Genomic DNA, 15,083 nt, shown 5'->3' with positions numbered 1-15,083 from the left:
AGTTGCGCGGCCCTACCTGCTCACTGAGATTCTATTTCGATCCCGCAACCGAGGCGGCAGCCCCGGGGGGGGGCCGCGCGCCCACTTACGGCAATCAGGCCACTGCTGGCGTGCGGATCAAGTAGTCGAAAGCACTCAGCGCCGCCTTGGCGCCCTCACCCGCAGCAATGACGATTTGCTTGTACGGCGTGGTGGTGCAATCACCGGCTGCAAACACGCCGGGCAGGTTGGTGTGGCCCTTGGCGTCCACGATGACCTCGCCGAACTTGCTGAGCTCGACCGTGCCTTTCATCCACTCGGTATTGGGCACCAGGCCGATCTGCACAAACACGCCTTCCAACGCGACCAGATGCTCGGCGCCAGTGGCACGATCCTTGTAGCGCAGGCCGTTGACCTTGCCATCTGCGCCCGTGATCTCGGTCGTTTGCGCATTGGTGTGGATGGTGACGTTGTGCAGGCTTTTGAGCTTGTTGACCAGCACGGCGTCTGCTTTCAACTGGTCGGCAAATTCCACCAGCGTGACATGGGCCACGATGCCTGCCAGGTCGATAGCGGCCTCCACACCCGAGTTGCCGCCACCAATCACGGCCGTGCGCTTGCCTTTGTACAACGGTCCGTCGCAGTGCGGGCAGTAGGCCACGCCCTTGTTCTTGTACTCTTGCTCGCCGGGCACGTTGACATTGCGCCAGCGGGCGCCGGTGGACAGAATCACGGTCTTGGCCTTCAGCGACCCGCCATTGGCCAGCTTGATTTCGATCAGGCTACCGGGCAGAGTGCCGGGCACGATTGTCTCGGCCCGTTGCAGGTTCATGATGTCCACGTCGTAGGCGCGTGTGTGTGCCTCCAGACCCATCGCAAACTTGGGGCCATCGGTCTCAAGCACTGAAATGTAGTTCTCGATCGCCAGCGTGTCGTTCACCTGGCCGCCAAAGCGCTCGGCCACAATGCCCGTGCGTATGCCCTTGCGGGCCGCGTACACAGCCGCAGCAGCTGCGGCAGGGCCGCCGCCGACCATCAACACGTCGTAAGGAGCCTTGGCCGACAGCTTTTCGGCATCGCGAGCAGCGGCGCCAGTGTCGAGTTTGGCAACGATTTCTTCCAGGATCATGCGGCCGGAGCCAAACATCTGGCCATTCAAAAACACCATGGGTACGGCCATGATTTCGCGGGCCTTGACCTCATCCTGAAAGGCGCCGCCTTCGATGACCGTGGTCCTGACCTTGGGGTTCAGGATCGCCATCAGGCTCAGTGCCTGAACCACGTCTGGGCAGTTGTGGCAGGTCAGGCTCATGTAGACCTCGAAATTGAAGTCGCCCTCCAGCGCGGTGATCTGGTCGATGACGCTCTGCTCCACCTTGGGTGGGTGGCCGCCGGTCCACAGCAGGGCCAACACCAGGGATGTGAATTCATGGCCCAGGGGCAGGCCAGCAAAGCGCAGGCTGCTGCTAGAGCCTGTGCGCTGTAGCGTGAAGGATGGCTTGCGCGCATCCTGGCCGTCCAGCCGCAGCGTGATCATGTCGCTGCGCAGGCTTTGGATGGTTTGCAACAGGCTCAGCATGTCGCGTCCGGTTTCGCTGTCGTCCAGCGACGCCAGCATCTCAAACGGCAGTTTCACGCGTTCCAGGTAGCTGGCGAGCTGTGTCTTGAGTTCTTGGTCGAGCATGGCGGGATCCTTTTTCACTATAAATTTGATAGCGGCTTACGCGCGGCCCATGAGGGCTAGCGGCATATTTCGCCAATAAAAAAGCCGGACGGCAAGGTGCACATGCACCTTGACGCTGTCCGGCTTGCTGCCAGGTCGATTCTTTGCAACGACCCGCGATATGGGGGTCAGAGCGGTCTGCGCTTCGCTGCGCGGATCCGACCCCTGGACTTGGGGTCTTGCCAATATCGCTAGCTTTAGATCTTACCGACGAGATCCAGGGATGGAGTGATCGTTTTGGCGCCTTCATTCCACTTGGCGGGGCACACTTGGCCGGGGTGGGCGGCGGTGTACTGGGCTGCCTTCAGCTTGCGCACGGTTTCCTTGACGTCGCGGGCGATTTCGTTGGAGTGGACTTCCATCGTCTTGATTGTGCCGCTAGGGTCGATGATGAAGGTGCCGCGCAGTGCCATGCCGTCTTCATCAATATGCACGCCAAAACCACGGGTCAGCACATGGGTAGGATCGCCGATCAGCGGGAACTTGGCCTTGCCCACGGCGGGAGAAGTCTCGTGCCACACCTTGTGGGCGAAATGGGAGTCGGTGGTCACGATGTAGACCTCTGCGCCTGCCTTCTGGAACTCTGCATAGTTGTCAGCAGCGTCTTCCACTTCAGTGGGGCAATTGAACGTGAAAGCTGCAGGCATGAAAATGAACACGTTCCACTTGCCCTTCAGGGTTTCGTTCGTCACGGTAGTGAACTTGCCATTGTGGAAGGCTTCGTTCTTGAACGGCACAACTTGGGTATTGATCAAAGACATGGTTTTTTCCTCTTGAATTGATTGTTCTAAAAGCTGAACAGGTTGAATCTTAGGCGTTCTGGATCATTTAGTGGGTTGATTAACTAAATGATTTCGATTGCCAAAAGCTATTTATTACGAAATACGCGTTGGTGCATACGGCGCAGAGACCACCACACGCCGCCTGCAACTACTGGAATGGCGCCTGCAGCCGTCAATTCAGGGCTCCACAGCCAACCCCAGTGCTGCGCGCCCTTGGCCAAGTAACTGACCAGGCCGACGATGTAGTACGTGATGGCCGCAACCGACAGCCCCTCCACCGTGGCCTGCAGCTTGATCTGGATATCCTGACGGCTATTCATCGCCGCCAGCAGGGCTTGACTGCTCTGCTGTTGTTCGATTTCCACCCGCGTGCGCAGCAGGTTGCTGATGCGCGATACGCGCTGCGACAGCGCGTCTTGCCGCCGCGCCGACCAGGCGCAGGTACTGCGCGCAGGCGTCAGACGTCGGTCCATGAATTCACCAATGGTCTGCATACCAGCCAGACGCGACTCGGCAATGTCTGCAATGCGCTTGTCCAGCAGCTCGAAGTAAGCGGCACTGGCCGAGAAGCGAGAGTGCGTGGCGGCGTGCTGGCTCTCCACCGCACCTGCCAGCCGCGTCAGGCGGTCCAGCAGCATGGGCTCGTCATTGCGCGTGGCCGAACGTATAGCCTGCGCCAGCTCAGCCAATTCGCGTTCCGCAGTCGCTAACACCAACGACGCTTCGCGCGCGGCGGGCAGGCCCAGCAACGCGGCCATGCGGTACGTTTCGATCTCCAACAGGCACTGCACCAGGCGCCCCAGCCTGCGAGGGGCCATCGCACCGGCCAGCAGCACCATGCGCGAGAACCCGTCGGCATGCACCGCGAAGTCGGTATAGACCTCGGCAAAGCCGTCGGCCACCGTGGCAGCTACCAGCGTGTCCTCGTACAACACGTCCTTTACCATGGCGCCCGAAGATTCAAACGCTGCACTGGGCAGCACCCACAGGTGCAGGTTGGCCAGGCATTCGCCAGGCAACGCAGCGAACCAGCGCTGGGGCACGGCGTCGAGCGCGGTCTCCGGTTCACGTTCGCCAAAGCGCTCGGTCTGCAGCCGGCGCATAAAGGTCCAGGTTACAAATTCGGTGTGCAGCTCCCAGCGCACGCGGTATGGGCCCACATCCATGCGCACATGGGTGGAGCCCGCCACCGGCTCGGGCAAGTGGTGGTCACGCGCCAGAGCCGCCATGTGACCCCAGCTAGCCTCACGCTGGCTGGCGTCGCAGACCATGACCACATGGGAAATACTGAGCGGGACATCCATGGCCTCGGGAGGCCTGGCATGGATCTCATTGTGCAGCGCTACCCGCTGCGCGTGCTGGGGCAACAACACATCAGTCTTCAACAAATGCCTCTTCCCGTTTGGACTTGACCGAAGGCAGCAGCACTACGACCAACAGCAGGGCTGCCGCGGCCAACAAACTTGCCGACAGTGGCCGCGTCACAAACACGCTCCAGTCGCCACGCGACAGCAAGAGTGCACGGCGCAGATACTCTTCCATCATCGGCCCCAGGATGAAACCCAGCAACAGCGGCGCCGGCTCGGTACCCAATTTGATGAACAGGTACCCGATAAAGCCAAACAGCGCCACCATCCAGATGTCAAAGGTCGCGTTGTTGGTGGAATACACGCCCACGGCGCAGAACAAAACGATGGACGGGAACAGCCAACGGTACGGTACGCTCAGTAGCCGAATCCAGATGCCGATCAGCGGCAGGTTCAGGATGATCAGCATCAAATTGCCGATCCACATCGAAGCGATGAGGCCCCAAAACAGCTCGGGGTTACCGGTCATGACCTGCGGGCCGGGCTGAATGTTGTGGATAGTCATGGCACCGACCATCAACGCCATCACGGCATTTGGCGGTATGCCCAGCGTCAGCAGCGGAATGAAGGACGTCTGGGCACCCGCGTTGTTGGCCGATTCGGGTGACGCTACGCCACGGATGTTGCCTTTTCCAAAGGGAACTTCGCCTGGTTTTAGCGGAATTTTTTTCTCAAGTGTGTAGGCCGCAAAAGCTGCCATCACGGCACCGCCGCCCGGCAGAATGCCCAACACCGATCCCAGTGCCGTGCCACGCAATACAGCTGGAATCATGTGCTTGAAATCGTCACGGGTCGGCCACAAGCCGGTCACGTTGGCGGTGAATACTTCGCGCTCGCTCTCGTGCTTGCCCAGATTGCTGATGATTTCGCCGTAGCCGAACACACCCATGGCGATGACGATGAATCCTATGCCGTCCGTCAGCTCGGGGATCCCGAAGCTAAAGCGTGGCACGCCGGAATTCACGTCCGTGCCGACTACGCCCAGCAGCAGGCCGAGCACAATCATGGCGATAGCCTTGATCAGCGAACCGGATGCCAACACAACGGCACCGATAAGCCCCAAGATCATCAACGAAAAATACTCGGCCGGGCCGAACTTGAAGGCCAACTCGGTCAACGGCGCGGCAAAGGCCGCCAAAATCAATGTGCCCACGCAACCGGCGAAGAACGAGCCCAGACCGGCAGCCGCCAAGGCCGGCCCGGCCCTGCCGTTACGCGCCATCTGATAGCCATCGATGGTGGTCACCACCGATGAGGATTCTCCGGGAAGGTTAACGAGGATGGCGGTGGTGGAACCGCCGTACTGCGCGCCGTAGTAAATACCCGCCAGCATGATCAATGCGGCAACCGGAGGCAGGGCATAGGTGGCCGGCAACAGCATCGCAATGGTTGCCAAAGGCCCGATGCCCGGCAGCACGCCGATGACCGTCCCCAAAAAACAGCCAATGAAGGCATACATCAGATTGACTGGCGTGAACGCCACGCCAAACCCCACCGCCAGATTGTTGAACAAGTCCATGGAATAGTCCTTTAATCAGGCGCCAATGAAGGCAGGCCACACGGGGAATTGCAGGTTCAGCAACTTGATGAAGGCAAAGTAGCTGAAGATGGCCAGTACGGTGCCCAGCACAACGGCCTCCTTGGCGTTGAACTCATCACCAGCCAGGCAGGCGATAAAGGTCAGCGCATAAATGCCAGCGATCAGGCCCATCGACGGAAATCCAATACTGGGCAGCCCCCCCAGGAAGGCGCCAAAGACCAGGTTGGCCAAGATGATGAAGACCAGCGGTTTCCAGGCAAAGGCGCCAATCTTGTCGCCGTCCACAGTTTCTACGACAAGTGCCTTGAACGTGACGATGCCGCCCAGGAAGGCCAGCAACACACCCAGCACCAGTGGAAAGTACCCCGGCCCCATGCGGGCCCCATTACCTATGGTGTAGCCGCTGGCACCCCACGCAAAGGCTACCCCAACCCCCATGAACATGAGGCCGGAAAAAAAGTCTTTTTGGCTTTTGATATTCACTGCAGCGTTCTCCTCAGTTATCAACGACGGCGTCGCGCTTTTTAGCGGTCCAGTGTGCCACAAAGCGGGGACCCCACCGCCATGAAGCAGTGCAGAAATTACGCCGCCGCGATGCACCGCCAGATAGCCTCAGCGCTGCTGGATGTTGCGATCTTCTTCGCGCTTTCTTTCCATTTCCTTGAAACGGATGCATTCGCCGGTCTGGCGGAAGCGGTCGGTTTTGCACTGCTCGGCAATGCAGGCGATGCGGAAGACGAACACCTTGTCTGAACAGACTTGCCCGTTGGCAGAAGGACCGATATTGCTGCTGCTGCCGCTGTGAAAAACGGGTGCCGCAGGCGCTGGCACCACCTCACGTTGAACGACGGGTGCAGGCTGTGGAGCCTGGACTACCTGATTGGAAGGCAGCGAGGAAGCTGCGCTGGCAACTACCCTGGGCTTAGCCGGACTTGGGGCGCCGGCAGACGCGGCGGCCAGGGGTCGGAAGGCCTTGGGCTCGGTCGCGGAGGCCGCGGCGGAAGGCTTTGTCGCCACCGCTACGGTCTGCGATGCCGGAAGCGGTACCGAGTCGGATTCCTTTTCCTCAATCATTGGCTGTGGCGGCGCCACGGTGGGGGCGGCCACCGCGGGTACGTCCTGGGTTGCAACATTCGTCACGACCGGTGCGGCTGTCATCCGCAACCCCACGTACACGGCCACCACGGCGCACAAGGCGACACCTCCAGCCAGCACCGGCCAGCCCAAACGGCTGAGCCCAGGCTTGGCCGACGTCGATTCGTCGACAACCGCCGCCCGGCTGACCGCCGGCTTAGCTTTTTCAGGTTTAGACCCGGACGGGAGAGGCTCCGCAGCCGCAGAGGGGCCCACCGTCGAGTCAAGGTCGTTTTGGTCCGCCATGGGTCGAAATTGCGGCTCTGTCTTGGCGCGGGTGAACGAGTTATCCAGCGCCAACAGTTCCAGGCGTTGCTGGGCGCGCCGGGCGTAAATGCCGGCCGGAAAACGCGCCAAATAGTTCAGTAAGTCCTGTGGCACCGTGGAATCCTTGATGCCGCTCCAGATGCCCAGTTCTTCCTCGTGGTTGACCGTAGCTACCAGCGCAACATCCGGTGCTGGGCCAAATATGCCAGTGCTGGAGCCGTCTCGCAGCGCAGCCGGTGACGGCGCTTCTCCCCGACCAGCTACGATACGGCCCAACTCGGCCGCCACATCGGGCTCATGGTTGCCAGAGGCCGCCCCGATACCCTGGGCCACCACCCGTAACGCCAGCCCGAATTCGCGGGCCGTGGCATAGCGTTCGTCGGGGTTCTTCGCCATCGCACGGGCAATGACCTCATCCATCGCAGCAGGAACTTCGGGGTTCAACTGACTGGGTGGCGTGGGGTCATTGCCGACGATCTGGTGGATGATGACAAACTGGTTTTCCCCGTTAAAGGGCAGCGCGCCGGTCAGCAGTTCATACAGGACGACACCAGCCGAAAACACATCCGAGCGCGAATCGCCCCGCAGCCCCTTGGCCTGCTCAGGTGACATGTACTTGGGCGTGCCCACGGCCCCACCCACCTGCGTCAGATTGGTTTCGTCGGGTTCCTGGATGCGGGCCACGCCGAAGTCGGTCAGCTTCACCCGGCCGCTGAGCTCGATGAGCATATTGGCGGGTTTGACGTCGCGGTGAACAACATTCTGACGGTGGGCATGGTCCAACGCCATCAGCAGATCGTGCACCATCGTGATGGCCGAGCGCACCGAAAAACGGGCGCCACACTCCAGGTGGTGCTTAAGATCCTGCCCCTGGATGAATTCCATGACCAGGTAGGCAGCGTCACCATCCTGACCGGAATCGAACACGCTGACGATATTAGGATGGTGCAGCCGTGCAGCAGACCGGGCCTCGGTGCGGAAGCGGCCTTCGTACTCGACCGCGGCGTCCGGCGACAAGCTTTGCACGCGTATGGTCTTGATGGCCACCTGGCGGTCCAGGTTGGGATCGCGCCCTTCATAGACGACGCCCATCGCGCCTTTACCGAGCACGCGAACGATGTCGTATCTGCCTAGTTTTTCAATTTCCGCCATATTGGGTTCGAGAACCTCAGAATTCCTTAAAAAGCCGGACCAGCTACAAGCATGCTAGCAGACAGACGCTGGCCCAAGCCAGTCAAATCGGGGGCGTTCAGGGTTCTATTGCGTGGGGCAGTTGAACCAGATACGATCAGCCAACCACTGCCGAGTAGGCGCCCCACGCCTTACACCTCCCTGTCGAAAGCCCATTGATGCCTACCGTTGTCTTTGCCGATATCGTTGGAAGCACCGGTTTATTTGAGCAAATGGGCGATGCCAACGCCTCCCTATTGATGAATAGCCTGACCGGTTTACTGGGAAAGGTGTTTGAGCAGCACCAGGGGCGCGTCGTCAAGCTGTTGGGCGATGGCGTGTTTGCCGTTTTCCCAAATGCGGGTAGTGCCGTCACCGCATGCGTGACGTTGCAGTCGCGTTTCCAGAACGATCCTGTTATCCCCGCCGGCGCTACACAGCCGATACAGATGCAGATGGGCGTCGAATCCGGCGAACTGGTGGAGATCGATGGCGATTGTTTTGGTGATGCTGTCAATAGCGCATCGCGACTCGCCGACCTGGCCGGCGCCGACCAAATTTTGACGACGCAAAATGTGTGGGACGAACTGGTGGCGGCCCAGCGGCCGATGCTGCGCAGCCTGGGGCCCATGCACCTGCGCGGCAAGACCCAAACCTCGCACATCTACCGTGTGGAATGGCAAAGCGGCCGCGATGTGGACGTCACTGCCATGGGCATGTCCATGTACACGCCCAACCTGCGCCAGACGCTGGCACTCACAGTACAAGGGCGCACGCAGGTCTTCCAGCTAACGGCTACCGGTATCACGATCGGTCGGTCCACCGATGCATCTTTGCCGGTGCTCGACCCGCGTGTTTCCCGGGTGCACGCCACGATACGCAGCCGCGGCGGCCAGATCGTGCTGGCCGATGCCTCCAGCTTCGGCACCTGGGTGTATTTCGGCAACCAGGCAGAAGCCGTGGCGCTACGGCGTACCGAGTGCTTCCTGGTGGGCTTCGGCCAGCTGTCACTGGGCTGCAAGATCGAAGCCGACAAAGCGCCACTGGTGGCTTTTGAAGTCAGCTGACACTGGCACCCCGCGGTGCACAGGGCCTACTAGCCGGACAGCGCACCCAGCGGCTTGTGCGGCGCGTAAAATTTACAGAGCCTGGTAAAATTTACGGAAACAACTTACCCGGCTGGCCATTTGTCAGACCAGCCCAGCAGTGCATCGTTACGTGAAACCTGCGGCGCTTGCGGCTAAGCATAAAGCGCACCCGCTACTGTTTCACCTGCGCTGGCGAACGCACCATTGGTATAAAAGTTGCTGAACTTGCCCATGCTGTATGGGAAAACACCTAGAAAACCTCACCCCCAATTGCGAATCTATCTTTTTGTGGCATGCCTCTCGCTATGTTTGGGGAACCCACTCGTGTATGCCTACGAAGTTGAGTTGAGCGCTCCGGAGCCGCTCAAGAAATTACTGTCCGAACACCTCGACCTGTACCGATACAACACCCGTAAGGACATCAACGCCGACCAGTTGAACTTCATGCTTGCCACCGCGTCCGCACAGGTCACGCAACTCGCATCAACCGAAGGCTACTTCTCCCCGGTCACCACGGTCACAACCGACACGCAGGGCGAGAAAACCGTGGTGCGTATTGTGGTGAACCCGGGGCCTGCAACCCAGGTATCGCAAGTGCGCGTGGATGTGAGCGGTGTAGCCACAGCCCGTTCACCCGCGCAAGTGGAATCGCTGCGCAGGCGTTGGTCGCTGAAGCAGGGAGGCGTATTTCGCCAGCCGGACTGGGCAACGGCAAAAGAAGACGGCCTGCAGATACTGCAACAGCGCCGCTACCCGGCGGCACGTATCGCGCGTTCTGAGGCCCGCATCCTGGCCGACGAACACGCGGCCCAGCTAGCGGTGGAGTACGACAGCGGCCCACTCTTCACGCTGGGCGCACCCAGGGTAGGCGGCACTCAGCGCTATCCCGCAGACATTGTTCACAACGTCAATCCGGTGCCCGTCGGTGAGGAATACAGCAGCGACCGGCTGCTTGAGTTCCAGCGCCAAATCCTCAGAACCCCCTACTTCAGCAACGTGGTGATTGATATCGACAGGGACGCGTCGAATGCGGACCTGGCTCCCATCAACGTCCAGGTCACGGAGTATCCGACGCAGCGCATCCGCGGCGCCGCGGGGTACACCACGGACACGGGCGCTCACATTGGAGGCTTGTACTCGAACAATGACCTGTTCCGACGTGCCTGGGTCTTCGACGCGCAGATTGATCTAGACCAGCGGCGCCAACGGGGTTCACTGAAGCTGGCCATGCCGCCGGCGGCTGGCGCCACGGTTGACAGCTTGCACAGTTCGTTTGAACGAACGGCGCTGGAAGGCATTGACCTGCGCAGCCAGCGCTTCGGCATGCGCCGCTCCAGCACCACAGACCGGCGCGAAGACATCTACGCGATTGACTTGTACCGCGACCGGCTCGCGCAGTTGGACGACGCGACACCGCCACCGGATACGCTGGTTCAACCGGGAAGCCACCAGGCCCTCGTAGCCAGTCTCAGCCAGAGCTGGCGGCAGCTCGACAACCCCGTGTTTCCGCGCGAGGGGCGCATAGTGGCGGCCCAGGCCGGCGTGGCACTCAAGGGCGTGTTGAGCGACCAGAGTTTTGTCCGGTTGGATGGGCAGTTGCACGAATACCTTCCCGTGGGTCGGCGCGACGTTGTAATTCTGCGCGCCGAACTGGGCGCAGTCCTGTCGGAGAGCGGCAACGCGGCCATTCCGGCGTCATTGCTGTTTCGCACCGGTGGCACCGAGTCGGTACGTGGCTACGCATTCCAGAGCATTGGCAACGCCCGCGGCGGCACGGTCTACCCTACCCGCTACCTGGCGACCGGTAGCGCCGAATACCAGCACTGGCTGTCCGCGAGCTGGGGCGGCGCAGTGTTCTATGACGTCGGTATGGCAAGCGATACGTTGGAAGACAAACCGCTGTTCCACGCGGTGGGTGCCGGCGTGCGCTGGCGCAGCCCGGTCGGCACGGTCCGCCTGGACCTGGCTTATGGGTTCCAGAAGCAACAGATTCGGCCACATTTTTCACTCGGTGTCGCATTTTGATTGCTGGACAAGCCATGCAAGAATCCGCGGCGATTGCTGATCAACCAGGGCCCGTCAAGAGGCGCAAAACGCGCGTCTCAGGCTGGCTGGTTTGGAGCCTTGGCGGGCTTGCAGCCTTGGCATTGCTGCTGGGTGCTTGGGCCGTGGTGGCTGTTCAGACCCAGTGGGGTACGCGCCTGCTATGGCAGGCGGCTCCATCCTTTGTGCCGGGTCAGTTGTCGGGCGAGCTGGTTGGCGGCACGCTGCGCGACGGCGTAGGGCTACGCAATATCGTTTACCGGAACGACACCACGCAGATTCGCATTGACAGACTCGACTCTGGTTGGAGTTTGACCCGCGCGCCACTGGCACTGGTGGTGCAATACCTCCACGTGGGCAATGCCGAGGTAACCCTGCTGCCGTCGCCATCTACTCCCCGCACGCTACCCACTCAACTCACGCTGCCGCTGGCGATCCAGGTGCACGACGCAAGCCTGCAGCAGCTTGCTATCGACGAGGCCGACGGCGGCGAACTAAGCCGCTTCAACAACATCCGGCTGCAGGCGGCGTACGACGGCGCAGAGCACGTGCTCACGGTAAAACATGCAGAAACTCCTGTGGGCGTGGCCGCAGGTACGCTGCAAGTCAAGGGCACGGCCCCCTTCACCGTTGCGGGCACGATAGGCCTGACCAGCCAGTATGGCAATGCATCGTACCGACTGGATACCCGGCTATCAGGCACGCTGCAGGCGCTGGGCCTGCAACTTGACGTGGCCGGCAACGACCTGCAGGGTCGCGCAAGCATCGATGCAACACCGTTTGAAGCCATACCCGTCCGGCGGGCGCAAGTGACGATCCGTGGGCTAGACCCGCGGGTGTTCAACGCGCAATGGCCGCACGCCAAGCTGGATGTGAATGCCACGCTCACGCCATCCGGCGCAGCGAGCGGCGACTTGTCGCAGCTCACTGTCACCGGGCCGGTATTGCTCAAGAATGCGCTACCCGGCCCTATTGACCGCGGCCTGCTGCCGCTGGAGTCGGCCACGGCGCAGGTCTTGCTGAGCGGGCGCACGCAGCAAATCTCACAGCTGGCGATTCGCCTAACTGGCAAGGCCACGGTAGTGGGCGGCGGTGAAATCCATGGTAACGGCGAGGGACGGCTTGCGCTGCAGGCCCAGGGCCTGAACCTGAACACTTTGCACACCCAGCTCAAGCCTTCACAGCTCAGCGGCCCCCTCACCGTTCAAATAGCGGGCGACACGCAGCAGGTGGACGTCAAACTTGCCGGACCGGCCCTATCGGTAACTGCACAGGCGACGCTGAACCCGCAAAAAATCACGCTGCACACGGCACAACTGCGCTCGGGCGCCGCGCGGCTTGCGATCACTGGCACTTTGGCGCGTGATGAGAAGGCCGCGTACGCATTCAGCGGTAGCCTGAGCGATTTCAACCCGGCGTTGTTTTTTGCAGCAGCGCCCCGCTCTACCAGCCGCAATGCGCGTATCAACACCGATTTCAGCGCACAGGGGGCACTGCAACCCGCGCTCAGCACCACGCTGCGCTTCACGGTGCACGACAGCGAATACGACGGCCTGCCTATGACGGGCGGTGGCACCCTGCAAACGCTGGGCAAGCGACTGCTGCCAAGCGAGGCTCAGCTCTCCGTCGCGGGCAACACCGTGCAGCTCAAGGGCAGTTTCGGTACGCCTTCAGATCGGTTGGCGCTGGACATCCGCGCACCGGCGCTGCAGCGTATGGGCTTTGGCTTGTCGGGGATGCTGCAAGTCAACGGAACGGTTGGCGGCACGCTGGACCGCCCGATTGCGGATGTGCAATACCGGGCCGAGAACCTCGCGGTTGGCTCCTACCGCCTTGCCTCGCTATCCGGACAAGCCAACACCCAAGGCGTACCCGGCAAAAGCCCAAACGCACGGGTCGTGGTGAACATCGACGCCCGCGGCCTGCAAAGCGGCGATCTTCAGTTCAGCAAACTCACAGCCAACGTCGACGGAACCTATGCCGACCATGCGGTTCGCGTCAACGCCGACGGCCGCATGCGCAACCAGCCTGTTCAGCTCGTGCTGGCTGCGTCTGGCCGGCTGCGTGAACTGCCGCAGGGCATGGCGTGGGACGGGGTGCTGCGCACGCTGGAAAACCGGGCGTCACCCCGTATACAGCTGGAGGCTCCGTTGCAGGTGGCGGTGGGGGGCGGCCGCATAGAGCTGGGCAGCGGTCGCCTCACTGTCGCCAAAGCCTCGATCAATCTGCAAAGTCTGGTCTATAGCGAGGCCCAGCTCAGATCGGAAGGTAGCGTACAGGCGCTGGACGTAGGCCAGATACTCGCACTGTGGAAGCAATTCGGTGGTCAGGCGCCTGCATTGGCTACCGACCTGGTACTGGACGGCCGGTGGAACGTGACCTTGGCCGACCGCGCCGACGGCTTTGTCGAGATCAACCGGCGCAGCGGCGACGTGCGTTTGGCTGGCCAGAGCGCGCTGGGGTTGGATGCGCTCGCATTGAACGCCAAGCTGCAAAACAGCCATATCGCGGTCGACGCACGGGTCAGCGCGACCCGGCTGGGCACCGTCTCCGGGTCGGGGCAGATCGGGCTGCAGCGAGAAGACAACAAGCTCACGCTGGCCCCGCGCTCGCCGGTATCGGGGAGCATCAATGCATCGCTGCCCAACTTACAGACCATTGCCTCGCTGGCCGGGCCCAGCATTGCGCTGGAAGGCAGTGCCCGCATGGCGTTGACCGTGGGCGGCACACTGGGCGAGCCACTGCTGTCGGGCACCGTGGAGGGAGACCGCCTGGCGCTGACGCTGTACGACCAGGGTGTGCGCCTGCGCGACGGGGTGGCGCGCCTGCGGCTGGACAACAACATTGTCGAACTGCAGCAATTGCAATTTCAGGGCGGCGATGGAACCTTGCGCGCAACCGGCCGCGTGGCTTTGGACGGCACAACACGCGGCCTGGGCGCGAATATCGTAGCCAGCAAGCTGCAATTGCTCGCCAGCCCGTCCGCACAGTTAACTGTCTCCGGCCAAGCTGTGGCCAGCAACATAGGTGGCCAGCTCCTGGTCAAAGGAAAGTTTGACGTCGACCAAGGGTTGTTCAGCCTGCCTGAAAAGTCGGCACCCGAATTGGATGCCGACGTAGTGGTCGTCCGTAGCGGCCAGGCGCGGACAGCTGCGCGCAGCCAGGGAGCGCCGGCCGAGCGCCCCGCCGGCGCGTTCACCCCGCGCATCGATGTAGAACTGGGCCTGGGCGACAACTTGTCCTTCAGGGGTTCCGGGGCCAAATTGCATTTGGCCGGTACGCTGGCGCTGCGCAGCGAGCCGGGCGCAACGCCGCAGGCCTTCGGCAGCGTGCGCGTAGTGGATGGCAGCTACGAGGCGTTTGGCACGCAGCTGGCCATCGAAAGCGGGGTGATCAATTTCCAGGGATCGCTGCGCAATCCCAACCTGAATATCCTGGCAATGCGCCGTCAGCAGGACGTGGCCGCGGGGGTGCGTGTGAGCGGCACCGTGCGCAGCCCACGTGTGCAACTGGTGTCTGAGCCAGACCTGCCACAGGAACAGAAACTCTCGTGGCTGGTGTTCGGACGCAGTGATGGGGGCGGCGAAGCGGGACAAGCGCAATCTGCCGTCCAGGGCGCCGCTGTGGGCCTGCTCAACAAGTTCGGAGCCGGGCGCGCCGCCCAGAGTCTGGGGCTGGACACGCTGGCCATTGGCGAGAGCAAGTACGGGATGCCCGGCGCGCAGGTGGTCAGCCTGGGCAAGGAGATATCAGAGCGCCTGTATATCGGCTATGAACAGAGCCTCTCCGGTGCCGAGAGCGTGCTCAAACTGATCTACGAACTGACGCCACACTGGTCCGTCGTGCTGCGTGGCGGCGCAGTTGCCAGCCTGGACGTGTTGTACAACAAGCGTTTTGACAGGCTGCGCAGCAAGCCGCCCTAGCGCGCGCCCGTGGCATGGTGCAGCAGCGGCCAGCCTCAAATTTGCTACACTATTTGTAGCGGCTTAC

9 protein-coding genes are annotated in these 15,083 nt (G+C 61.7%); 3 read left to right on the top strand and 6 right to left on the bottom strand.

The window, feature by feature from the left end; genetic code table 11:
- Positions 1-94: 94 nt before the first annotated feature.
- The 6 genes from ahpF to AC097P_RS09420 form a co-directional block, all read right to left on the bottom strand.
- Positions 95-1,663, bottom strand: coding sequence for an alkyl hydroperoxide reductase subunit F (gene ahpF, locus AC097P_RS09445; RefSeq protein WP_479610138.1), 1,569 nt, complete (start codon positions 1,661-1,663; stop codon positions 95-97).
- 236 nt (positions 1,664-1,899) lie between these two features.
- The gene (gene ahpC / locus AC097P_RS09440; RefSeq protein WP_479610137.1) at positions 1,900-2,463 is read right to left on the bottom strand and encodes an alkyl hydroperoxide reductase subunit C; all 564 of its coding nucleotides are present in this window, start codon (positions 2,461-2,463) and stop codon (positions 1,900-1,902) included.
- Between the two features lie 107 nt (positions 2,464-2,570).
- The gene (locus AC097P_RS09435; protein ID WP_479610136.1) at positions 2,571-3,869 is read right to left on the bottom strand and encodes a DUF3422 family protein; all 1,299 of its coding nucleotides are present in this window, start codon (positions 3,867-3,869) and stop codon (positions 2,571-2,573) included.
- Complete coding sequence (locus AC097P_RS09430) at positions 3,859-5,370, bottom strand: tripartite tricarboxylate transporter permease (protein ID WP_479610135.1); 1,512 nt, start codon at positions 5,368-5,370, stop codon at positions 3,859-3,861. The genes AC097P_RS09435 and AC097P_RS09430 overlap by 11 nt, the downstream gene beginning before the upstream one ends.
- 15 nt (positions 5,371-5,385) lie before the next feature.
- Complete coding sequence (locus AC097P_RS09425; protein ID WP_479610134.1) at positions 5,386-5,874, bottom strand: tripartite tricarboxylate transporter TctB family protein; 489 nt, start codon at positions 5,872-5,874, stop codon at positions 5,386-5,388.
- A 129-nt stretch (positions 5,875-6,003) separates the two neighbouring features.
- Positions 6,004-7,944 carry a serine/threonine-protein kinase gene (locus tag AC097P_RS09420; RefSeq protein WP_479610133.1) on the bottom strand — a complete coding sequence of 647 codons (1,941 nt, stop codon included), beginning with the start codon at positions 7,942-7,944 and terminating at the stop codon, positions 6,004-6,006.
- A 197-nt stretch (positions 7,945-8,141) separates the two neighbouring features.
- Between AC097P_RS09420 and AC097P_RS09415 the strand changes: the two genes are divergently transcribed.
- The 3 genes from AC097P_RS09415 (at position 8,142) to AC097P_RS09405 (ending at position 15,016) form a co-directional block, all read left to right on the top strand.
- Entirely contained in the window at positions 8,142-9,029 is an 888-nt protein-coding gene (locus AC097P_RS09415) for an adenylate/guanylate cyclase domain-containing protein (RefSeq protein ID WP_479610132.1), read from the top strand.
- A gap of 345 nt (positions 9,030-9,374) precedes the next feature.
- Positions 9,375-11,075 (top strand): autotransporter assembly complex protein TamA, encoded by a 1,701-nt coding sequence (locus tag AC097P_RS09410; protein ID WP_479610131.1) that lies wholly within the window; start codon positions 9,375-9,377, stop codon positions 11,073-11,075.
- A gap of 14 nt (positions 11,076-11,089) precedes the next feature.
- Complete coding sequence (locus tag AC097P_RS09405) at positions 11,090-15,016, top strand: translocation/assembly module TamB domain-containing protein (RefSeq protein WP_479610130.1); 3,927 nt, start codon at positions 11,090-11,092, stop codon at positions 15,014-15,016.
- Positions 15,017-15,083 lie beyond the last annotated feature (67 nt).

This window comes from Rhodoferax sp. ZS1R8 (assembly GCF_056521325.1).
This window is presented reverse-complemented; position numbering and strand designations above follow the sequence as displayed.

Coding starts and splice junctions, on each gene's coding strand:
- AC097P_RS09430 (WP_479610135.1), bottom strand. CDS start 5,370: ATGGACTTGTTCAACAATCTGGCGGTGGGGTTTGGCGTGGCGTTCACG.
- ahpF (WP_479610138.1), bottom strand. CDS start 1,663: ATGCTCGACCAAGAACTCAAGACACAGCTCGCCAGCTACCTGGAACGC.
- AC097P_RS09420 (WP_479610133.1), bottom strand. CDS start 7,944: ATGGCGGAAATTGAAAAACTAGGCAGATACGACATCGTTCGCGTGCTC.
- AC097P_RS09415 (WP_479610132.1), top strand. CDS start 8,142: ATGCCTACCGTTGTCTTTGCCGATATCGTTGGAAGCACCGGTTTATTT.
- AC097P_RS09405 (WP_479610130.1), top strand. CDS start 11,090: ATGCAAGAATCCGCGGCGATTGCTGATCAACCAGGGCCCGTCAAGAGG.
- ahpC (WP_479610137.1), bottom strand. CDS start 2,463: ATGTCTTTGATCAATACCCAAGTTGTGCCGTTCAAGAACGAAGCCTTC.